General features: G+C 63.1%; 22 protein-coding genes. 15 read left to right on the plus strand and 7 right to left on the minus strand.

What is annotated here, in order from left to right:
* Nucleotides 1-24 precede the first annotated feature (24 nt).
* On the minus strand, nucleotides 25-1,380 hold the full coding sequence (locus tag C5J24_RS21225; RefSeq protein ID WP_105421042.1) for a PLP-dependent aminotransferase family protein: 1,356 nt from the start codon (nucleotides 1,378-1,380) through the stop codon (nucleotides 25-27).
* Nucleotides 1,381-1,592: 212 nt separating this feature from the next.
* On the opposite strand from C5J24_RS21225, the gene C5J24_RS21230 reads away from it, so the two are divergent.
* Complete coding sequence (locus tag C5J24_RS21230) at nucleotides 1,593-2,456, plus strand: DMT family transporter (protein ID WP_046666016.1); 864 nt, start codon at nucleotides 1,593-1,595, stop codon at nucleotides 2,454-2,456.
* Between the two features lie 87 nt (nucleotides 2,457-2,543).
* Nucleotides 2,544-2,867, plus strand: coding sequence for a hypothetical protein (locus C5J24_RS21235; RefSeq protein ID WP_105420733.1), 324 nt, complete (start codon nucleotides 2,544-2,546; stop codon nucleotides 2,865-2,867).
* 66 nt (nucleotides 2,868-2,933) lie between these two features.
* Here the strand turns inward: C5J24_RS21235 and C5J24_RS21240 are convergent, their stop codons facing one another.
* The 5 genes from C5J24_RS21240 to gcvA form a co-directional block, all read right to left on the minus strand.
* A complete protein-coding gene (locus C5J24_RS21240; RefSeq protein ID WP_105420735.1) occupies nucleotides 2,934-3,605 on the minus strand; it encodes a DUF2161 domain-containing phosphodiesterase in 672 nt (223 codons plus the stop codon).
* Between the two features lie 39 nt (nucleotides 3,606-3,644).
* The gene (locus C5J24_RS21245; RefSeq protein WP_371674732.1) at nucleotides 3,645-3,938 is read right to left on the minus strand and encodes a hypothetical protein; all 294 of its coding nucleotides are present in this window, start codon (nucleotides 3,936-3,938) and stop codon (nucleotides 3,645-3,647) included.
* 140 nt (nucleotides 3,939-4,078) lie between these two features.
* Nucleotides 4,079-4,339 (minus strand): type II toxin-antitoxin system prevent-host-death family antitoxin, encoded by a 261-nt coding sequence (locus tag C5J24_RS21250; protein ID WP_105420739.1) that lies wholly within the window; start codon nucleotides 4,337-4,339, stop codon nucleotides 4,079-4,081.
* Between the two features lie 77 nt (nucleotides 4,340-4,416).
* Nucleotides 4,417-6,135: an ABC transporter ATP-binding protein gene (locus C5J24_RS21255; RefSeq protein ID WP_105420740.1), complete on the minus strand. Its 1,719-nt coding sequence runs from the start codon at nucleotides 6,133-6,135 to the stop codon at nucleotides 4,417-4,419.
* Nucleotides 6,136-6,260: 125 nt separating this feature from the next.
* Nucleotides 6,261-7,202, minus strand: a complete 942-nt coding sequence (gene gcvA, locus C5J24_RS21260; protein WP_105420742.1) for a transcriptional regulator GcvA — start codon at nucleotides 7,200-7,202, stop codon at nucleotides 6,261-6,263.
* A gap of 182 nt (nucleotides 7,203-7,384) precedes the next feature.
* Here gcvA and speB point away from each other — a divergent pair, with 182 nt between their 5' ends.
* The 13 genes from speB to C5J24_RS21325 all read left to right on the plus strand — a co-directional run bounded on the left by speB (nucleotide 7,385) and on the right by C5J24_RS21325 (nucleotide 20,086).
* Nucleotides 7,385-8,443, plus strand: a complete 1,059-nt coding sequence (speB, locus tag C5J24_RS21265; protein WP_105420744.1) for an agmatinase — start codon at nucleotides 7,385-7,387, stop codon at nucleotides 8,441-8,443.
* A gap of 74 nt (nucleotides 8,444-8,517) precedes the next feature.
* On the plus strand, nucleotides 8,518-9,606 hold the full coding sequence (locus C5J24_RS21270) for a PotD/PotF family extracellular solute-binding protein (protein WP_105403954.1): 1,089 nt from the start codon (nucleotides 8,518-8,520) through the stop codon (nucleotides 9,604-9,606).
* A 198-nt stretch (nucleotides 9,607-9,804) separates the two neighbouring features.
* Nucleotides 9,805-10,842 carry an ABC transporter ATP-binding protein gene (locus C5J24_RS21275; protein WP_105420746.1) on the plus strand — a complete coding sequence of 346 codons (1,038 nt, stop codon included), beginning with the start codon at nucleotides 9,805-9,807 and terminating at the stop codon, nucleotides 10,840-10,842.
* A complete protein-coding gene (locus C5J24_RS21280) occupies nucleotides 10,839-11,693 on the plus strand; it encodes an ABC transporter permease (RefSeq protein ID WP_105420748.1) in 855 nt (284 codons plus the stop codon). The genes C5J24_RS21275 and C5J24_RS21280 overlap by 4 nt, the downstream gene beginning before the upstream one ends.
* Entirely contained in the window at nucleotides 11,690-12,484 is a 795-nt protein-coding gene (locus C5J24_RS21285; RefSeq protein WP_105420750.1) for an ABC transporter permease, read from the plus strand. Before C5J24_RS21280 ends, C5J24_RS21285 begins: the two co-directional genes overlap by 4 nt.
* Nucleotides 12,485-12,496: 12 nt before the next feature.
* Nucleotides 12,497-13,267 (plus strand): carbon-nitrogen hydrolase family protein, encoded by a 771-nt coding sequence (locus tag C5J24_RS21290; RefSeq protein WP_105420752.1) that lies wholly within the window; start codon nucleotides 12,497-12,499, stop codon nucleotides 13,265-13,267.
* A gap of 86 nt (nucleotides 13,268-13,353) precedes the next feature.
* Complete coding sequence (locus C5J24_RS21295) at nucleotides 13,354-14,433, plus strand: iron-containing alcohol dehydrogenase (protein WP_105420754.1); 1,080 nt, start codon at nucleotides 13,354-13,356, stop codon at nucleotides 14,431-14,433.
* A gap of 59 nt (nucleotides 14,434-14,492) precedes the next feature.
* Nucleotides 14,493-15,395 (plus strand): IclR family transcriptional regulator, encoded by a 903-nt coding sequence (locus tag C5J24_RS21300; RefSeq protein WP_105420756.1) that lies wholly within the window; start codon nucleotides 14,493-14,495, stop codon nucleotides 15,393-15,395.
* A 128-nt stretch (nucleotides 15,396-15,523) separates the two neighbouring features.
* A complete protein-coding gene (gtdA, locus tag C5J24_RS21305; RefSeq protein WP_105420758.1) occupies nucleotides 15,524-16,573 on the plus strand; it encodes a gentisate 1,2-dioxygenase in 1,050 nt (349 codons plus the stop codon).
* 25 nt (nucleotides 16,574-16,598) lie between these two features.
* A complete protein-coding gene (locus C5J24_RS21310; RefSeq protein ID WP_105420760.1) occupies nucleotides 16,599-17,468 on the plus strand; it encodes a fumarylacetoacetate hydrolase family protein in 870 nt (289 codons plus the stop codon).
* The gene (locus C5J24_RS21315; protein WP_105420762.1) at nucleotides 17,465-17,965 is read left to right on the plus strand and encodes a MarR family winged helix-turn-helix transcriptional regulator; all 501 of its coding nucleotides are present in this window, start codon (nucleotides 17,465-17,467) and stop codon (nucleotides 17,963-17,965) included. Before C5J24_RS21310 ends, C5J24_RS21315 begins: the two co-directional genes overlap by 4 nt.
* Before the next feature lie 103 nt (nucleotides 17,966-18,068).
* A complete protein-coding gene (locus C5J24_RS21320; protein ID WP_105420764.1) occupies nucleotides 18,069-19,127 on the plus strand; it encodes an alcohol dehydrogenase in 1,059 nt (352 codons plus the stop codon).
* Complete coding sequence (locus tag C5J24_RS21325) at nucleotides 19,124-20,086, plus strand: thioesterase family protein (protein ID WP_172724089.1); 963 nt, start codon at nucleotides 19,124-19,126, stop codon at nucleotides 20,084-20,086. Before C5J24_RS21320 ends, C5J24_RS21325 begins: the two co-directional genes overlap by 4 nt.
* A gap of 37 nt (nucleotides 20,087-20,123) precedes the next feature.
* Here the strand turns inward: C5J24_RS21325 and C5J24_RS21330 are convergent, their stop codons facing one another.
* A complete protein-coding gene (locus C5J24_RS21330) occupies nucleotides 20,124-21,185 on the minus strand; it encodes a class I SAM-dependent methyltransferase (RefSeq protein ID WP_105420768.1) in 1,062 nt (353 codons plus the stop codon).
* Nucleotides 21,186-21,333: the final 148 nt, after the last annotated feature.

The following is a 21,333-nucleotide window of genomic DNA, read 5'->3' on the forward strand; positions in this document are numbered from 1 at the left end:
CCCCGGCCGGCAGCTCTCACCCCATCATTGACCCAGGGCGTCGAGCGCCCGTCCGAGACTGCGGAATATCCTCGCATCCTCCGACTGCGCCACGTTGAAGCGCAGGAAGCTGCCGGCGTTCTGGGAGAGGCTGAATGCGTTGCCTGGGGCCAGCACGATATTGTCGGCAAGGCAGGCGCGCGCCACGTCCGCCGCCTCTATCCCGTTCGGAAGCCTGCACCAGAGAAACAGGCCGGCGCGCGGCTGCAGCCAGGGCGTGATGCCAAGCGTTGCAAGACGCCCCGTCGTCGCCTCCATTGCCCGGGACAGCCTGACGCGCAGTTCTTCCAGATGTTTCCGGTAGCTGCCATCGGTCAACAGCAGCAATACGAGCTCGGAGGACAGCCGGCCCGCCGCGAAACTCGTGGCGATCTTCAGGTCGACCAGACCCTCGATCCATTCCCGCTTGGCGGCGATGAAGCCGCAGCGTACCGAAGCCGACAGCGTCTTCGAAAAGCTGCCGATATGCACCACCCGATCGAGCCCGTCGAAGGCGGCCAGACGCGGCGCCGGCTCATGCTCCAGATCGGCGAAGATATCGTCCTCTATGACCGTCAGTCCGGCCCGGTCGGCGAGTTTCAGGAGCCGATGCGCTACAACCGGCGAAAGCGTCGCGCCGGTCGGATTGTGGATCGCCGAATTGGTGATGTAGAGCCGCGGCTTGTGCTCCTCGATCGCCTTTCCGAATGCCTCGATATCCGGCCCGGCCGGTGTCATCGGCACGCCGACGACCTTTGCGCGATGCGCACGCAGCAAGGCGTGGAAATTGAAGTAACAGGGATCGTCGACCAGGACCGCATCGCCCGGCTCGATCAGAAAACGGCAGAGAAGGTCGATGGCATGGGTGCCGGATTCGGTGAGGATGATCTGGTCCGGAGCCGCCGGTATGCCGCGCTCGCTCATCCGGCGGGAGAGAAGTTGCCGCAGCTGCGGCGAGCCGAGCGGCGTACCGTAGTCCGACAGGACCCGGTCCTCGCTGCGCGACAGGCTGCGCAAAGCCCTTCGGATCGCCGCCTCCGGCATCCAGGAGGACGGCAGCCAGCCGCAGCCGGGCTTCAACAGGTCGCCGTCCTCCAGCGCCTGGCGCGATACCCAGAACGGATCGATTGCCCGGTCGAGCTTCGGGCCGATCTCGGAGAGCGACAGCGGTGCCAGCGGACTCGAGACGTAGAAACCCGACCCCGGTCGGGAGCGGATCAACCCTTCCGCGGCCAGCCGCTCATAGGCCTCCACGACGGTCGAGACGGAGACATGCATCGCCTTGGCGAACGCACGCACCGAAGGAAGCCGTGCGCCGGGCACCAGTCCGCGTCCGGCGATGCGACTGCGAATCTCCGCCATGACGGCGCCGATACGCTGGCCGCCACCCTTCTGTTCCGCCCTTGCATCCACCGTACTGCTCCACAAACCATAACAGTTTCTGGAAATTGTATCGCATTGTCTCTGGTGCCGCCATGGCTTCCGGCCGATAGCGGGAAAATACCCAAGGAATGCCTGCGATGAACGTCCAAGGGAGGCGCTCAAGGGCAAGGCTTGGAAATCAGGAGACTTCGATGAACAACACGACAAGCGGCTGGATCAGTGGTTTCGTTGGCGTTTTGATCTTCAGCGGGTCGCTTCCCGCTACCCGCATTGCCGTTGCGGATTTCGATCCGCTGTTCCTGACCGTGGCGCGGGCCACGATCGCCGGGCTGCTCGCCATATGCCTGCTGCTGGCCTTTCGCGAAAAACGCCCGGCCCCGTCCGATCTTCTGCCGCTCGCCATCGTCTCGCTCGGCGTCGTCATCGGTTTTCCGCTGCTGACGGCGCTGGCGCTGAAACATATCACCTCGGCTCACTCCATCGTGTTCGTCGGCCTGCTGCCGCTGTCGACGGCGATCTTCGGGGTGCTGAGGGGCGGCGAACGCCCGAAGGCCGTCTTCTGGCTGTTCTCCTGCCTCGGCAGCGCCATCGTCGCCGGCTTCGCGCTGTTTCAGGAAGAGGCCGTCTCCTCGATCGGCGATCTCCTGATGCTGGGGGCGATCATCGCCTGCGGGCTCGGTTATGCGGAAGGCGCCAGCCTGTCGCGCAAACTCGGCGGATGGCAGGTCATCTCCTGGGCGCTGGCACTTTCCCTGCCTGTGATGCTGACCGTGTCGATCGCCGTGATGCCGGTCTCCCTGCCCGATCTCGACAGCACGTCCTGGTTTGGTCTTGGCTATGTCTCGCTGTTCAGCATGCTGATCGGATTCATCTTCTGGTATCGCGGCCTGGCGCTCGGCGGCATTGCCGGGGTAAGCCAACTGCAGCTTCTTCAGCCCTTTTTCGGCCTGGTTCTGGCCGCAGCACTTCTCGGCGAAAAGGTCAGTCTGGGCATGTTCGCCGCGACGCTTGCGGTGGTTGCCTGCGTGGCAGGCGCCAAGAGATTTGCCCGTTAATTCGGCACGACCTGCTTGCGGCGTTCACGAATTCGGGAACCAAACGCGTACCGAGGCATTATCCGGCTGCAGAAGGAGGAAGCAAGCATGACTTTTGATCCCAATGACAGAAAGTTCGAGACCCGTGATCCGGACCTCCGGGCCACTGAAGTCCGGAGCAGCACCTCTTCGTGGGTACCGTGGGTAGCCGTGATCGCCGTCATTCTGGTCGGCGCTTTCGTATGGTCGCAGATGGGCGGTTCCTCGACCGATCCGCAGACTACGTCTTCGACCAACCCGCCGGTAACCGACAACTCCACGTCGTCCCCTGCACCGGCTCCGATGACCCCGGCAGCTCCGCCGGCTAACAATGCCACTCCGGCAACTCCGCCGGCTGGCGGCGCGACTGGCGGCACCGGCACGCAGCCGTAAGCCTCGCGCTCGAGAGATCAACAAAGCCGCCCGCTTCCGAAGCGGGCGGCTTTTCTGTTGGTGTAATTAAAGCTCTATCTCGCCCGACGCCGTCTGCGGCCAGCGCTGCAGCGCCTGCCGGCCGACCTCGGTGAGCCCATAGACCCCCTTGTCGATGCGCTCGAACCAGCCGTAATAATTGGCGCGCAGGATCGTGCCGGCGGTAGGCGCCGCCTGCTTCATGTCGCGCGGTCGAAGCGGGCCGCCACTAAGCGCCGAAGCGCAGGCGAGCGCCTGCTGACGATAGGCGGTCATGACCGGTACCTTGGTGCTGCCGCCGACGGCCGGATCGCCTTTGCGCTTGCGATGTTCCTTGACCAGCCGCGTGCGCCGTTTCGGGTTGGTGCGCGGCATGGGCGAGACCGAACTGACCAGCACGCTCACCTCGCCCTGATCCGAGACGCCGAGCATGCCGATCCCGAGCCGGCGGCAGAGATCGCGATACCGCTTGTCCGCCTCCCGACCCCTGCCCTTGGCGGAAACCCGCGCAGCGATCCACACCTCGTCCGAAACACCGGCCCGGTCGACCGCCTGCAGGATCAGTTCGAGATTGAAGGTGAGCTTCAACTCGCAGATCACCACGACCGGCGGATCCGTCTCGCTCAACCCCACCAGATCGCAGCCGCCCACCTCCCCCTTCACCTCGTATCCGAAGCTTTCGAGAAAGGTTTTGACGGGGAGATAAAGCGAAGTTTCCATGCGATCCGGCGGCGGTGAATCAGTCAGTTCATGATAGCACTACTCAGTGCGCTCAACCTGGCCGAAACGACGGCGCCGGTGAGCTTCCAGAATCTTGTCGCGGAGATGGGCAAAGAACCGCGGCGGCAAAATTCCGAATTCGTAGCGAGCGGGTTTGGAACCCGGCACCGGCCTCAAGTCCGGACCTGGCCAGATAAAATCGTTCGCTTCCGTCACCACGATCCAAGATGGGATATCGTCCAACCCCAGGTGCGCTTTGAGTGCCGCCGGGATTTCGACTGCATCGGCCGGATCGTGCGGAGGAGCGTGGGTGACCGGTACTACCGTCACCACCTGCCGGCCTTCGATGACTTGTCGTGCCGCGACTATGGCGCAGGGCCGGTTCTTGGCGCCCTCCTCAATTCCGCGTCGACTTTCAACTGCCCAAAGATAAGAGTAACAAATGACGAGGCCTGGTCGCGGGACAGGAAGGCTCACGCTTTCCAGTCTTTCAGCAGATCATCAAGGTCGGCATGATCGGCGGACACGCTGCTGTTTGCGATGGCCTTCAGCGTGTCTTCGTCCAGATCTTCCACGGTGCGAGCGATGCGGCCCTTGATCGCCAGATCGAAGAATTCGGCTGATACCAGGACCGTATGGGTCCGGCCGTTCTTGGTTATAGCGACGGGCGAGCGCTGGGCCGCATCCTGATAGCGACCGACATTTTGCTGAAATTCGGTGGACGTAATTTTCATTTCAAGACTCCCTTCTATCTATTATAGATAAAATAGATATTCTTGCAATGGATCGACACCGGCCCTGCGTCCTCCGCCTACATCGTCCCAACCTGCGCCGCGTGAAGCCTGGTATAGGCACCGCGTTTGGCGATCAGGTCCTGGTGGGTGCCCTGTTCGAGAATGCCGTTGCCGTCGATGACGACGATGCGGTCGGCGCCTTGGATGGTGGCGAGGCGGTGGGCGATGATCAGTGTCGTGCGGCCTTGTGAGAGCTCGGCAAGCGAACGCTGGATGGCGCGTTCCGTCTCGGTGTCGAGCGCCGAGGTTGCCTCGTCGAGGATCAAGATCGGCGGGTTTTTCAGGAACATGCGGGCGATCGCGACGCGCTGTTTCTGGCCGCCGGAGAGTTTCACGCCGCGCTCGCCGATCACCGTGTCGAGCCCCTGCGGCAGGCCCGCGAGCATTTCTTCCAGCCGTGCCTGGCGCGCCGCCTCGACAATATCCACCTCGCTGGCGCCGAGGCGGCCATAGGCGATGTTCTCGCGGATCGTCCCGCCGAACAGGAAGACGTCCTGCTGGACGATGCCGATCTGCTGGCGCAGCGACACCTTCGTCATGGCGCGGATGTCGATGCCGTCGATGGTGATGTTTCCGGCCCCGATCTCGTAGAAGCGCGGTAGCAGCGAGCAGATCGTCGTCTTGCCGGCGCCCGAGGGGCCGACGAAGGCGATTGTTTCGCCGGCGCGGATCGAGAGGTTGACGTTTTCAAGCACCGGTTTGTCCGGGCTATAACCGAAGGAGACGTTCTGATAGGCGATTTCGCCCTTGAGGTGGTCGACGTCGACCGCATTGGGAGCATCGGCGACATCCGGCTCGGTATCGATCAGTTCGGTGAAGCGGCGGAAGCCGGCAATGCCCTTCGGATAGGTCTCGATCACCGAATTGATCTTCTCGACCGGGCGGAAGAATACCCCGACCAGCAGCAGGAAACCGATGAAACCGCCGGCGGTCAGCTCGCCCGACAGCACGAAATAGGCACCGGCAATCATCACCACCATCTGGGTCAGCCGCATGCTCATGTAGCTGAGCGAGCTGCTCGCAGCCATGAGCTTGTAGGCATCGAGCTTGACGCGCCGGTAGTTCTGGTTGTCCTTTTCGAAAAGAGCGCGCTCGTGTTGCTCGTTGGCGAAAGCCTGGACCACACGGATGCCGCCGACATTTTCCTCGATGCGAGCATTGAAATCACCGACGCGACCGAAGAGACGGCGGAAATTATCGGTCATTCGCCCGCCGAAATGGCTCGTCACCCAGGCGGTCAGCGGCACCACGACGGCGGTGATCATCGCCAGTTGCGGGTTGACCGAGAACATCAGCGCGAGAGCCCCGGCAAACGTCATGATCGCGATGAACAGGTCTTCCGGTCCGTGATGGGCGACCTCGCCGATCTCCTCCAGGTCCTTGGTGAGGCGCCCGACGATATGGCCGGTCTTCTGATTGTCGAAATAGCTGAACGAGAGCTTCTGGAGATGGTTAAAGGCGGCCCGGCGCATGTCCGTCTCGATATTGATGCCGAGCATATGGCCCCAATAGGTAACGATCGCCATCAGGCCGGTATTGATTGCATAGATCACCAGCAGCGCCGCCGATGCGACCAGGATCAGCAGCCATTCGTGGCTGAGGAGAAGCCGGTCGACGAACAGCTTCACCGCCATCGGAAAGCCGAGTTCCAGCACGCCCGAAATGATCGCGCAGCCGAAATCCAGGATGAAAAGCCCGCGGTATGGCCGGTAATAGGCAAAGAAGCGACGAAGCATCGGACACTCTATGAAATCAATAGATGAGCAACAGTGGCAAGTTTTTGAACCCCGCTTAGCCGGGTTCGCCGGCGAGGTAAACCTCCGCTCTCCTGATCTCCCGGACAATGGATACAGGATAGATATCAGGCGCGGCGGCCGCGCAACAGGATGCGGGCCGAGGTATGCGGTTCGGCGAGCTGATCTGCCTCCAGCGAGGAAAACAGCCAGTCGATGAAGACCCGCACGATCGGTGCCGAACGCATGGCCGACCGGCAGGCGACGTAGAACGCATCGTTGGCCGGAACGCTCAGGTCGAAAGGCACGACCAGTTCGCCGCGGGCAATCAGCTTGCTGGCGGTGATCGTGTCGCCGAGCGCGATCCCCTGGCCGTGCAGCGCGGCTTCCGTCGAAAACCGCGCGTCGCCCATGAAATACTGCTGCCGGCGCGGCAGGTCGACGGCGTCGGCGGCGGAAAGCCAGGTGTTCCATTCGCGCCCGTCCGCGTCGCCATGCAGCAGGACATGGTCTTCGAGATCGCGCATCGAGCGCAGCGGCCGGCTGTTGAGCAGGGTCGGGCTCGCAACCGGGAAAAGCTGCAGGTTGCTCCAGAGCCGCGTCCAGGCGTCCGGCCAGTTGCCGTCACCATAGAGAACGGCGACGTCGACATCCGAGGAATGCAGCACGGCCGGATCATTGGAGGCGGCGAGCTTCAGCCTGACGCCGGGAAACTGTTCAGTGAAGGAATTGAGGCGCGGCACGATCCAGAAGGACAGCAGCGCCGGAACACAGGTAATCGACAATTCGCCTGATGTCGCCGGCCGCTTCATCTGCGCGGTCGCGGCGGCGATCTCGCCGAACGCCTGGCTGACCGCCGGCAATAACAGCGCGCCCTCCGAGGTGAGCTTAAGCCGCTTGGCGCCGCGTTCGAACAGCGAGACCTGCAGCGAGCTTTCCAGCGCCTTGATCTGGTGGCTGACCGCGCCGTGGGTGACGTTGAGCTCCCGGGCCGCTGCAGAAACCGAGCCGCGGCGGGCCGTGGCCTCGAAGGCGCGCAGTGGATTGAGGGGCGGCAGGCGGTTGCTCATCTTGGTCCCGGACTGATCCTCGAATTGATCTTAAGTGTTAGTTTTTCTCACAGCCACTGCTAGAACAATCTCAATTGCTTTTCCACCCGCACCTGACGGATAATGATGAAAACAAGGGCGCTAAGCCCAGTGGAACAAAAATTAGGCTGCACATAAGCGGCTGGCAGACAGGCGAGGCGATCATGACATTCGACGCGAAGAAGCTCGACGAATTGCGCGCAAAATATCTCGACAGCCGGGGTGGCGAGATCTTTGACCCGAAATTCAAAAAGGTCGGCGAGAAGATCTTCGACAAGGCCGGCACCCGCGTCGCGCCCTATGCGGGCATTCCCACGCTTCTCGATGCGCCCTACAGGCCGCTCGATGCGGAGAATCCGGATTTCGGCGACCTGCAGGTGGCGATGGTCGGCATGCCCATGGATCTCGGCGTCACCAACCGCCCGGGCTCGCGCTTCGGACCGAGGGCGCTGCGCACGATCGAGCGCGTCGGTCCCTATAACCACGTGATGGAATGCGCGCCGATCTATGAACTGAACGTCGCGGATATCGGTGACGTGGCCTTCCGCAGCCGCTATCGGCTGGAAATGAGTCATGACGACATCGAAAAGCGCGTCGGCCAGATCGTTGATGCGGGCGTGCTGCCGCTCTCGGTCGGCGGCGACCATTCGATCACCCATCCGATCCTGAAGGCGGTCGGCAAAAAGGCGCCGGTCGGCATGATCCATATCGACGCCCATTGCGATACGAGCGGCTTTTTCGACGAGACCAAGTTCCACCACGGCGGTCCCTTCCGCAACGCGGTGCTCGACGGCGTGCTCGACCCGACCCGGACGATCCAGATCGGCATCCGCGGAGCTGCCGAATATCTCTGGGAGTTCTCCTACGAGTCCGGCATGACCGTCATCCACGCCGAGGAAGTGACCGGCATGGGGCTTCCGGCGATCATCGAGAAGGCGAAAAAGATCGTCGGCGACGGCCCGACCTATGTTTCCTTCGATATCGACAGCCTCGACCCGAGTTTTGCACCCGGCACCGGCACGCCCGAAATCGGCGGGCTCACCACCCGCGAAGTGCTGGAACTGGTCCGCGGGCTCAAGGGCATCAACATCGTCGGCGGCGACGTGGTCGAGGTGGCGCCGCAATATGACGCGACCAACAACACCGCCCATGCGGGCGCCCAGATATTGTTCGAAATCCTGAGCCTGATGGTCTTCAGCCCTTCCGTGAAGGGCCGCGCCTGAGATAAACTGCATTCAACAAGGGAACTCGCCGGCCGGCGAAGCACCGGCAGGCCTAAAAAACAAAGGAGAACATCATGCGTGACATTCTGAATGCCAAACTGGGCCGTCGTAGCGTGCTCGGTGCCGGCCTCGCCGGCGCCTCCATGCTGGCCATGCCCTCGGTGCTGCGCGCCCAGGACAAGTCGCTGAAGGTCGGCGTCTATGGCGGCTTCTTTAAGGATTCGTTCGACAAGAACATCTTTCCGGACTTCACCAAGGCGACCGGCATCGCCATCGAATCCGTCGCCGAGCCGACCGGCGAAGCCTGGCTGGTTCAGCTCGAACAGGCCGCCAAGGCGGGTGCCGCCCCGGCCGACGTCTCGATGATGTCGCAGGTCGCCATGCTGAAGGGCCAGACGACCAAGCTCTGGGCGCCGCTCGACGCCGCTAAACTGCCGAATTCCAAGAACCTCATCGACAACTTCGTCAACAAATATCCGGACGGCAAGATCGCCGGCATCGGCGCCGTTTCCTGGTACATCACGCTGGTGACCAATACGCAGGCCTACAAGGAAGCCCCGACCTCCTGGGCAGCCCTGTGGGACAAGGCGAATGCCGACAAGCTCGGCCTATTGGCACTCGTCTCCAACTCCTTCCTGCTCGAAGTGACGGCAAAGACCTTCATGGGCGGCACCAAGGCGCTGGATACCGAGGAGGGCATCCTCAAGGCGCTCGAAAAGCTCGCGGAAGTGAAGCCGAACGTCCGCCTCTGGTATCGCGACGAGGCGCAGTTCGAACAGGCGCTGAAGTCGGGTGAAATTCCGATGGGCCAGTATTACCACGACGTCACCGGCCTTGCCGCCTCTCAAGGAAGCCCCGTCCGCTCGACCTTCCCGAAGGAAGGCGGCATCCAGGACAGCGGCTGCTGGGCGCTGTCGCGTGCCTCGAAGAAGACCGAGGAAGCGCATACGTTCATCAATTACATGTGTCAGCCGGCCATCCAAGCGACGCTGTCGCGGAAAGTCGGCACCTCGCCGACCGTCAAGCGCGACCTGCTCGACCTCACCGCCGCCGAATTCGCCTCGGTCTCCTCCGATATCGAGCCGATCATCCCGCGCTACGATCTCTACCAGACCAAGTCCGACTTCCTGAACCAGAAGTGGACGGAGATGATCGCAGGGTGATTTAAATCCGTATAAGGTCGGAGCCGGAAGCCCCCTCACCCGGCCTCCGCTTCGCTCGGCCACCTCTCCCCAAGGGGAGAGGAAGGAAGAGCGACGGCACGGCATATCCCTTCTTCCCTTGGGGAGAAGGTGCCGGCAGGCGGATGAGGGGATCCTTACTCTTCGTCAATTGGGAGAGTCTTAAACCGCGGAGACCGAATGTCCGGATTGAACCTCAACCACGTGACGAAGCAGTTCGGCAACTTCACGGCCGTCAACGACGTGAGCCTTTCGGTTCCGGACGGCACGTTCGTCTGCCTGCTCGGACCATCCGGCTGCGGCAAGACCACGCTGATGCGGATGATCGCCGGCCTCGATCTGCCGACTAAAGGTTCGATCGAGCTCGGCGGCGCCGATATCACCGCGGTACCCACCCACAAGCGCGACCTCGGCATGGTCTTCCAGTCGCTGGCGCTGTTTCCGCACCTGACGGTCGGCGAGAACATCGCCTATTCGCTGCGCATCCGCGGTACGCCCAAGGACGTGCAGAAGAAACGCGTCGACGAACTGCTGGCGATGATCCATCTGCCGGGCTTTGCCGATCGTTCGGTGGCAAAACTCTCCGGCGGCCAAAGGCAGCGCGTGGCGATCGCCAGGGCGCTCGCCATCTCGCCAAAGCTCTTCCTGCTCGACGAACCGCTGTCGGCGCTCGATGCGAAGCTTCGCGAGGCGATGCAGGTCGAGCTGCGCCAGTTGCAGCAGCGGCTCGGCATCACCACCATTGTCGTCACCCATGACCAGCGCGAGGCGATGACCATGGCCGATACGGTCGTCGTCATGAACGGCGGCGAGATCCGCCAGGCGGCCGCCCCGGTCGATATCTACCGACGCCCGGCCGACAGTTTCGTCGCAGATTTCATCGGCCAGACCAACCTCCTGCCCGTCGCGGCCGACAGCGCCGGCCGCGCCAGCGTGCTCGGCGAGGTGGTCGAGGGCATCGCGCTGCCCGCAGGTGCTGCAAAAGGCATGCTGTCGGTGCGGCCGGAAGATGTGCAGCTCACCGCCCCCGGCCACGGCGCGATTGCCGGCACCGTCACCTTCATCCGCGATCTCGGCGGCGCCATTGAAACTTTCGTGGAAGCGGCCGGCACCCAGGTGATCGCGGTGTCTTCGCCGCGCAACCGGCCGGACGTCTCGGTCGGCCAGAGCGTCGGCATAAGGCTCGATCCGGCCACCAGCGTGGTGCTCGCCAGATGAGACGCGAACCGCCGCAGCGTCTTGCCGATTACGGACCGCTCTTTTTCCCCGCGGGCATGCTGACCGTGTTCTTCGTGGTGCCGTTCGCCACGATGATCGCCGTGTCCTTTTTCCAGCGCGAACAGGGCGGCTTTTATACGCCGGCCTTCGTGTTCGACAATTACGCCCGCTTCCTCAGCCTGTTCTTCGGCAAGGTCCTCGGCTTTTCGCTGTTCCTGGCGATCGCAGTTGCGGCCACCTGCGTGGTGATCGGCATTCCCTTCACCTATCTGCTCTCCCGCTCGGCGCGAAGAATACAGATCGTCTGGCTGGTGGCGCTCTTGTCCATCCTGTCGCTCTCGGAAGTGATGATCGGCTTTGCCTGGTCGACGCTGTTTTCGCGCACCGCCGGCATTACCAACCTGTTCGTCTGGCTGGGGCTGATGGCCCAGGCCCAGGCGCTGACCCCGAGTTTCGGGGCGGTCATGACCGCCATGACCTACCAGGCCTTCCCCTATACGGTCCTGGTCCTCTATCCGGCGCTGGTACGGCTCGACCCGACGCTGACGGAAGCGGCACGCACGCTCGGCGCCTCGCCGGTCAAGGCCTTCTTCACCGTCGTGGTGCCGGCGCTGCGCAACACCATTCTCGCGACGCTGATCATGGTCTTCATCTTCGCGCTCGGCTCCTACCTGCTGCCGCAGTTGCTCGGAAGGCCGCAGCACTGGACGCTGTCGGTGCTGATCACCGACCAGGCGATCTACCAGTCGAACATGCCGTTTGCCGCCGCCATGGCCGTTTTCCTCGTGCTGGTATCGCTGGCGCTGGTGGGCCTCTCGCTTTACGCCGGACAGCAAAGGCAAGCGAAATGACCATACTCCGCCGCCTGTTCTTCTTCGTCGTCGGCCTATTCCTGGCTTTGCCGCTGATCGTCGTCGCCGGCGTCTCGATCAATGCCCGCCAGACGCTCGCCTTTCCGCCGCAGGGCTTTTCGCTCTCCTGGTACGGCCAGATCTTCACCAATCCCGAATGGCGCAATGCGCTGGTCGCCTCGCTGACCCTGGCTGCCTCCTCCGCGCTTCTGGCCCTGCTGATCGCCCTGCCGCTTGCCTGGTTCCTGTGGCGTCGGATTGCCCCCTGGGCCAACATCTTCCAGCTTCTGGGCGTCGCGCCCTTCACCCTGCCGCCGGTCATCACCGCGCTCGGGCTCCTCACCTTCTGGGCGACCACCGGCTTCTACGGCCAGGCCTGGACGGCGGTGATCAGCCACGGCATCTTCTTCGTCACCCTGCCGCTGGTGACCCTGTCGCTCGGCTTTTCGGCCATCGACCGTTCGCTGGTGGAAGCGGCCGCCACCATGGGGGCCGACGACCGCAAGATTTTCCGCACCGTCGTGCTGCCGCTGATCCTGCCCTACCTCGTCTCCGGTTACGCCTTCGCCTTCGTTCTGTCGCTGAACGAGTATATCGTCGCCTACATGACCGTCGGCTTCACCATGGAAACCCTACCGATCAAGATCTTCAACGCGCTGCGCTACGGTTATACGCCGACCATGGCCGCGGTGACGGTGCTGTTCCTGGTCATCGCAGCAGTTGTTTTCGGTCTGGTGGCCCGCTTCGGCGACCTGCCGAAACTGCTCGGCGCCATGTCGGACGAACGCTAAAGGAACAAGCCCATGAAGATCGCCGGTTTCCAGATGCAGCCCGTCGTCGGCGACATCGAGGCGAACCTCGCCAAGATCGAGACGGCTGCCGACGAGGCGGCCGCCCAAGGCGTCGCACTGCTGATCACTCCGGAACTGGCCCTGACCGGTTATGGCGCGGCGGAGAAATTTCCCGATCTCGCCACGCCAGCGCACGGTCCGGTGACCGATCGGCTGTCGGAGATCGCCTCGAAACACGGGCTGGCGATCGTCGCGGGTTTTGCCGAAAAGACCTTCGAAAACACCTTCAACAGCGCCTTCTTCACCGATGGCATGGGGCAGACGGCGGTCTACCGCAAATGCAACCTCTACGGCCCCTATGAGCGCAAATGGTTCGCCCAGGAGGACCGCCGCCAGGTTCTGGTGACGCTCGGCGGCATCAGGCTCGGATTCCTGATCTGCTACGACGTCGAGTTCCCGGAAAACGTCCGGCGACTGGCAAAGGGCGGCGCCGATCTCGTCGTCGTGCCGACGGCGCTGCCGACCGGCTGGTCCGGGGAATTCATCGCCGGACACATGATCCAGGTCCGCGCCTTCGAGAACCAGGTTTTCGTCGCTTATATTAACCACTGCGGCTCCGACGATCTGTTTTCCTATGCCGGCCTGTCGCGGATTGCGACACCGGATGGCAAGCTGATCGCCGAGGCACCCGCCAAGGGCGAGGCCCTGATCATCGCCGAGGTCGATCCGGCGGCCTATGCGCAGTCGCGGGCGGAAAACACCTATCTCGCCGATCTCGTTTGAGTCGCGGGCCGCCGGAGTAATGCGAAGCTCCCATTTCCTTTGATAATGTTGTATAGCATTCGGCGTTACAGCATTCCGGGGGAGGCATGACACGTATATTCCGGGCGCCGGCTTTTTATATCCAGGGTTCGGGGTCCTTGAACCTGCTCGGTGAAAAGGCGGCGACGCTCGGCCGTTCGGTCGTGGCGATCTGCGACGCCGTGGTGCTTCCGCATATCGAGGCGGATCTCACCGAGACCCTGAACCGGCAGGACATTTCACCCACCATCATCCCCTTCGATGCGGATGTTACATATCGGGAAATGGACCGTCTGGCCGAGCTGGTGCGGGCCAAGGGCGGCGAAGTGGTGGTCGGCATCGGCGGCGGCCGCACGCTCGATGTCGCCAAGGGCGTCTCGCGCCGCACCGGCCTGCCCTTCGTCAGCGTGCCGACGGTCGCTTCCACCGACGCGCCCTCGACCCGTGGCATCGTCATCTATGACGACCATCACAGGATGATCGCCGTCGAGCAGATGGACCAGAACCCGGCCTTCGTGATCGTCGACACCGCCATCATCGCCAAGGCCCCTGCCCGGCTGCTGCGCGGCGGCATCGGCGATGCGCTGACGGCAAAATTCGAGACAGAAGGCGCCTGGAAGGGCACCGGCCTTTCCAAGCAAGGCACGCGGCCCTTGAAAACGGGCGTGATGCTCGGCGATATCTGTTACCGGATGCTGCTCGAACACGGTCCGGGTGCCATGCGGGTGGCCGGAACAGGCGAGGTGACGCCGGATCTCGAAGCCGTCATCGAGGCGATCCTCTGGCTCAGCGCCGTCGCCTTCGAAAATACCGGTCTTTCCATCGCCCATGCGGTGGCGACCGAGCTCGGGGCGATCGAGCCTGTGCGAAAACAATCGCTGCATGGCGAACATGCCGCCTATGGCACGTTGGTGCAGGCCGTTGCGGAGGGCCGCGCCGAAGAAGAGCTGACGGCGCTGTTCGGCTTCTACGACGAAATCGGCATGCCGCGCCGGCTTTCGGCGCTTGGCCTGCCGGATGTCGGTAATGCGGCGATCGAAAATCTTGCCGCGGCCTGCGCAAAAAGCCCGTTCCTGGTCAACCAGGAGCGGATGCTCGATGCCGATGATCTGGTCGCAGCCTTCCGCGCTGTGGAAAACTACGCTTAACGCGGGCTCGACCTGCTGCAGATATAAATATAATCAACTGGGAACACAGGGGATTTAGGATGCCGTCAGATAAGACCAAGGCGCCGGAGGAATGGACCCAGCGCCGCATTCAATCGATCGAGGTCGGGTTCCAGGTCATCCGCGCCATGGAGGCGGCGAACGGACCGCTGCCGCTGCGCGATATCGCCGCCGCCGCCGGCATGCCGCCCAGCAAGGCTCATCTCTATCTCGTCAGCTTCGTCAAGGAAGGCGTCGCCTTCCAGGATCCGGTCACCGGGCATTACGGGCTCGGCCGCTTCGCAATCCAGCTCGGCCTGTCGGCCATCCGCCAGCTCGACGTGGTGGAGTTCGCCCGTGAGGAACTGGCGGCGCTGCAGCGCACCGCCGGTTTCGCCACCTATCTTTCGCTCTGGGGAGATCGTGGACCGGGTATCGTTTCCAAGGTCGACGGCGAGCGGCAGGGATCGCTTGCCGTGCGCCTCGGCTACGTGCTGCCGCTCCTCACTTCGGCAACCGGCCAGGTCTTCCTCACCTATCTCAACGAAAGCGAGACCATGGCGGTGCGGCAGGACGAGATCGCTGCAGCCAAGCGTGGTGCGCCGGATGACACCGCCTCGCTCTCGCCGCGCGTCACCACGACCAAGGAAATCCAGAAGATCATCGAGACCGTGCGCCACCAGGGTTATGCGATGACGGTCAACAGCATCAATTCGAGCTTCGCCGCGATCGCCGCGCCGGTCTTCGACTATAGCGGCCGGATCGTCGCGACCATGACCGTGCTCGGCTCCGACAAACAGCTTGCCGGCCCCCGCAAGAAACCGACGATCGACGCCCTGATGGCCGCCGCCCACCGGCTTTCCGAACGGCTTGGCGCGCCCGGCCGCGGGGCAAAGGGCGAGGACAACGTCAAGCCGCCCGCGCCGCCGAAGCCGACGCGGGCGAAGAGCACGGCAGTGCGCTAGGCTGATCAACCCCACCAGGGGGAGATCAGATACAGCCGGTGGCATCTTCCTCCAAATACAATTGACCTCGCCAAATTAATTAGTGTACCTTACGATCTTCGGCTGGAGGAGCCGAGGAGGAGGATTTCATGCACGAGATCGATGCCGCCACCGTCGCGAAACGGGAAGAATTTTACGCGCGGCTCAAGCCGCACAACATGGCGCCCCTTTGGGAAGTGATGAAGGGCATGCTGCCGCCAGAGCCGCCTTCCAAGGCGCAGGCGCATCGCTGGCGTTACGACGACATCCGCCCGCTGATCCTCGAATCCGGCAGCCTGCTGACCGCCGAAGAAGCGGAGCGCCGGGTGCTGATCCTCGAAAACCCCGCCTTCCCGGCCCAGTCGCGCGCCACCTCGACGCTTTATGCCGGCATCCAGATCATCATGCCGGGCGAAGTGGCGCCGGCTCACCGCCACACGCCGTCGGCGCTGCGCTTCATGCTGGAAGGTTCAGGCGCCTATACGACCGTCGGCGGCGAGCGCACCCGCATGGCGTTTGGCGATTTCGTCATCACGCCCGTCTGGGCCTGGCACGACCACGGCAATGACGGTTCGGACCCGGCCGCCTGGCTCGACGGTCTCGACGTGCCGATGATCGCCTTTTTCGAAGCGGTGTTCCGCGAGGATTCCGACGACACCGAACAGGAACTGCTTCGGCCGGAAGGCGACTCGCTTGCCCGTTTCGGCTCCGGCATGATGCCGATCGGCGGCACGAGCCCCTATGGCCAGACGACGCCGATCTTCAACTATCCCTATGAGCGCAGCCGCGAAGCCCTCTACCGCGCCTCGCGTGGCGAAGAAATCGACGCCCATATCGGCACGACGCTGCGCTATGCCAACCCGATCGACGGCGGCTGGACGATGCCGACCATGTCCGCATGGCTCAGCCATGTCCCGAAGGGCATGGAAACGGCGAAAATCCGCTCCACGGACCATATCGTCATGTGCATCGCCGAAGGCACCGGCTCGATCACGATTGGGGCCAAAACCTTCGATTTCGGCCCCAAGGACGTGATCGTCGTGCCCGGCTGGTCATGGCGCTCGTTCAAGGCCAGCGAGGACGTCGTCGTATTCTGCTTCTCCGACCGCGTGGCCCAGGAGAAGCTCGGCTATTTCCGCGAAGACCGCACCCGCGTCTGAGCGAACGAGATCAGGGAGAGAAATCATGCGTTTTTGTCGTTACGACGATAATCGTCTCGGCGTGGTCGTCGGCGATCAGGTAAAGGACGTCACCAGCGTCCTCGATCGCCTGCCGAACTACCGTTATCCCTTGCCTCATGGCGACCAGTTCATGGCTCATTTCGCCGAGCTGCGGCCGGTCATGGAAGAAATGGCAAAGACCGCGCCGTCGAAGCCGCTATCCGACGTCGCGCTTCTCAGCCCGATCGCCAATCCCGGCAAGATCGTCGGCGCGCCGGTCAACTACCGGCTCCATCTCGACGAAGTGCTGGACAGCGACCAGCTGCATCACGGCATGAAGATCAAGCCGATCGCCGAGGCCGGCGTGTTCCTGAAGGCGGTGAGCTCGCTGGTCGGCCCGTCGGAAGGCGTCGTGGTCGACTGGGCCGACCGCCGCACCGACCACGAGATCGAGCTCGCCGTCATCATCGGCAAAAAAGGTTTTCGCGTGTCGGAAGCCGACGCGCTGGATTATGTCGCCGGCTACGCGATCTGTTACGACATCACCATTCGCGGCCCCGAAGAGCGCAGCTACCGCAAGTCGCTCGACACGTTCAGCGTGCTCGGCCCTTATCTGGTCACCGCAGACGAGATCCCCAACCCGAACAATCTCGATTTCGAACTGACGATCGGCGGCGAGAGCCGGCAGAAATCGAACACCAGCATGCTGATCTTCAATGTCCAGAAGCTGATCGAATTCGCCAGCAAGGCCTACACGCTTTATCCGGGCGACATCATCATGACCGGCACGCCGGAAGGCGTCGCGCCGATCGCTGCCGGCGACGTGCTGCACGGCACGTTCGAGGGCATCGGCTCGATGGACGTGAAGGTCTACGGCAGCTGGGACAAGACATGAGTTTGGAACCGAATGCACCCGGAGAGAGGGACGGCCACGCCGTCCTTCTCGACGGCGTCGTCGGCATCCGCATCCGCCGCCTGCAATCGCTGTTCGGCAGCCATTGGCAGAACTGGTTCCGCGCCCGCTCGCTTGCGGTCACCCCGGTCCAGGGCGGCGTGCTGCTCCTGATCCGCCGTTATCCCGGCATCAGCCAGATCGCGCTCGCAAGGCGGTTGCGCATCGAACCGCCGACGCTGATCCAGACGCTTAGTCCCCTCATCAAACACAAACTCGTCGAACGCGACCGCGCCGCCGATGACGGCCGCGTCTATGAACTGCGGCTCACCAAGGCGGGGCTCGAAGCCGCAGCGCTGGTGGAAACCTCGCTGCCGCTGCACGAGGCCGACCTGCTGCGGTTTTTGTCCGTCGAGGAACGGCAAGCGTTTCTGGAACTGCTCGACAAGGCGATTGCCGGAGCAGAGGCGGCGATCGAAGGGCAGGAGAAGGCGGAGTAACTGTCTCCCGCCCCTTCCGTCATCCACCCACCCACCAACCATTTCCCAATTGCCACATAACAGGCAGCCTGATACGTTCCCCACATCTGGGAGGAGCTAGATCATGCGGTCATGGCAGGTATTCGAAGCATCGGAAGTGCTCCGGGAGGTCGAGGAGGCGAACCCGCAGCCGGTGGGCTCGGAAGTCGTCGTTTCGGTGTCTCATTGCGGGCTCTGCCATTCGGACCTGACCCTGTGGAAGGGCATTTTCGACATGGGCGACAGACAAGTGTCGATCGACAGCATCGGCATGAAATACCCGCTCACCCTGGGCCACGAAATCCTCGGCACCGTCATCGCCATTGGCCCCGATGCGACGGATGTGAAGGTCGGCGATATAAGGCTTGTTTATCCGTGGCTCGGTTGCGGCGAGTGCGAAACCTGCCGTGCCGGCGAGGAGAACCTCTGCATGCAGGGCCGGCCGCTCGGCATGCGCAGGCCCGGCGGTTTCGGCAGCCATGTAGTGGTGCCGCATAGCCGTTACCTGATCGATACCGGAGATCTCGACCCCGCACTTGCCGCCACCTATGCCTGTTCCGGCCTCACCGCCTATTCCGCCATCCGCAAGGCGATGCCGGTGCGTCCCGACGAGGCGATCGTCGTGGTCGGCGCGGGCGGGCTCGGCCTCAGCGGCATCGTCATCCTGAAGGCGCTCGGGCACGAGAACATCGTCGTGGTGGATGTTTCCGAAGAGAAGCTGAAGATCGCAACCGATGCCGGCGCCCACAAAACCGTACTTTCGACCGGCGACGACGTGACGAAGAGGATCGTCGATGCGGTCGGCCGGCCGGTGCGAACCATCATCGACTTCGTCAACAACAGCCAGACGGCCGCCTTTTGCTTCCCGGCGCTGGCGCGCGGCGGCCGCATCATCATGGTCGGCATGTTCGGCGGCCAGCTCACCATCCCGACCATGCGCATGGCGCAAGGGGGCCTGAGCCTGATCGGCAGCATCACCGGCTCGCTGCAGGAATTGCGCGACCTGGTGGAACTCGCCAAAAGCGGAAAACTCGATGCCATCCCTTATGAGGCTCTGCCGAAATCATCGATCAACGACGCGATGAGCCGGTTGTCCAAAGGTGCAGTCAAGGGACGTATCGTTCTGGAGGAGGAGCCGGCGTGAGTGCACCGCAAGGCGAAATGATCGAATCCCCAATGATCGAGGTCTGGCGCGGCAGCGTGCGCCAATGGGAAGTGGACGAAAACGCCCACTGGAACACCCAGTATTACGTCGCCCGCGCCAACGAGGGCCTTGCAGTGCTCTTCGGCTTCAATGGCCTACCCGGCCTCTTCTCGCCAACGTCGGCTATGACGCTCGCCTATAACGAGCATCACATCCGTTTCCATCGCGAAGCGCATGCCGGCACGTCGCTGCACATGACAGGCGGTTTCCTCGAAATCGGCGAGACGACGGCGTTTGCGGTGCTGATGCTTTACAACAGCCATTCCGGCCAGCTTGCCGCGAGCTTCAGGGTGCGGCTGACCCATGTGAATGCGGCCGACCTCAAGACGCCTCGGCCCTGGCCAACGGCCTTCCGCGAAAAGGCTTCCGCCTCGCTGGTCGAGGCCCCCAGGGAAGCGCTTGCCCGCGGCACCGGCAATGAGCCGGTGACGATCAGCGCCTCGCGGGAGCGGGCGGTCGCACTCGGCCTGAAGCGCACCGCCATGAGCCTGATCGAACCGGAGGCCTGCGACGCCTTCCACCGCCTCGGCCCGCAGAAATTCATCGGCGCGGTCGGCGGCGGGGTGAAGCAGCTCACCGGCCCGATCCGCGAAGTCGTCAGCAAACATGCCGAAACGCCGCCCGGCAAGGTCGGCGGCGCGGTGCTGGAATTCCGCATCCTCTATGGCGAAACCCCGCGTCTCGGCGACTGTTTCGAGATCTGGGGCGGGTTGCAGAAGACCGACCAGCGCGTCATGTCGCTGATCTTCTGGATGGTCGATCCCTTCAGCGGCCGGGTATTCGGCACGATGCAATCGGTCGCTATCGTGTTCGATCTCGATGCACGGGCGATCGTGCAGATCTCGCCGGCGGCCACGGAGGCGCTAGCTCCGCTGGTGACCGAAGGACTAGCGCTTTAGCTGGCGGCTTTTGGGAACCGCGTAGACCCAAAGCAGGTCAGGCCCGCACCTCGAAGATCATGTTGAATGGAGTTTCGCTCGCCCGTCGGAAGTGCGAATAGCCGGCGTCGAGCGCCACCTTGCGAAGCTTCATCTCCCCAGCCTGGGCTCCGAGGCCAAGACCTACCTCCTGTGCCATAGAGGCGGGGGTGCAGATCATCGTCGAGGCGCCGTAATAAACGCGCCCGACCGGGTTGAGGTTGTCCTTCAGGCCGTCATGCGCGAAAGGTTCGACGATCATCCAGGTGCCACCCTTCGCCATCGTCTCGCGGATATGACGGCCCGCTCCGACCGGATCGCCCATATCGTGCAGGCAGTCGAACATGGCGACGAGGTCGTAGTTGCCCCCTGGAAACTCCTTCGCCGAAGCCTGACTGAACGTCACCCGGTCGCCGACGCCAGCCTCCTGCGCTGCGCGCTTCGCCCGCTCAATGGAAGGGGCATGGTAGTCAAACCCGTGAAAATGCGACTTCGGAAAGGCCTTGGCCATGAGGATCGTCGAAGCGCCGTGGCCACAGCCGACGTCGGCGACCTCCGCCCCGCGTTCCAGCTTTTCCCTGACGCCTTGAAGCGCCGGGATCCATTCGTCGACCAGATGAGTGTTGTAGCCGGGCCGGAAGAAGCGCTCGGTGCCCCGGAAGAGGCAGGTGCTGTGTTCATGCCAGCCGAGCCCGCGGCCGGTGCGAAAGGCTTCCTCCACCTTCGGCTCGTCCATCCACATCGACTGGACGATTTCGAAAGCGCCTCCGAAAAAGGCAGGGCTGTCCTCATTGGAAAAAACCATCGCCTGCTCGGGCGTCATGCCGAACTTGTTCGAGTTTTCATCAAACGTGATGTAGTCGGCCGCAGCCATGGCGGCGAGCCATTCACGCACATTGCGTTCGGTCAGCCCCGTCGTTTCCGCGATCTCCATCGAGGATCGCAGCCGTCCGTCCATCATCGCCCGGAACAGGCCGAGATGGTCGCCAAGCACGACCAGAACGCCGGACACGCCAGCGCCGAGATCGCCCACCAGCCGACCGACAAGTGCATCGAGTTTCTGCATATCAGGTTCCTGCATGGCACCCTCCAAAGATACGCCGGCCCCAGCCCAATGTGTTTTACCCCAAAGCGATCCTACGCCGAGGCCGCACCCCGTCAATGAAGCATTAGGACTAGACGGCCGATCAGAAGGCTTAACTCCCCGAGGCATGGCGGTATGTGGATGA

It is taken from the genome of Neorhizobium sp. T25_27 (assembly GCF_002968565.1).
GTDB classification, from domain to species: Bacteria; Pseudomonadota; Alphaproteobacteria; order Rhizobiales; family Rhizobiaceae; genus Neorhizobium; species Neorhizobium tomejilense.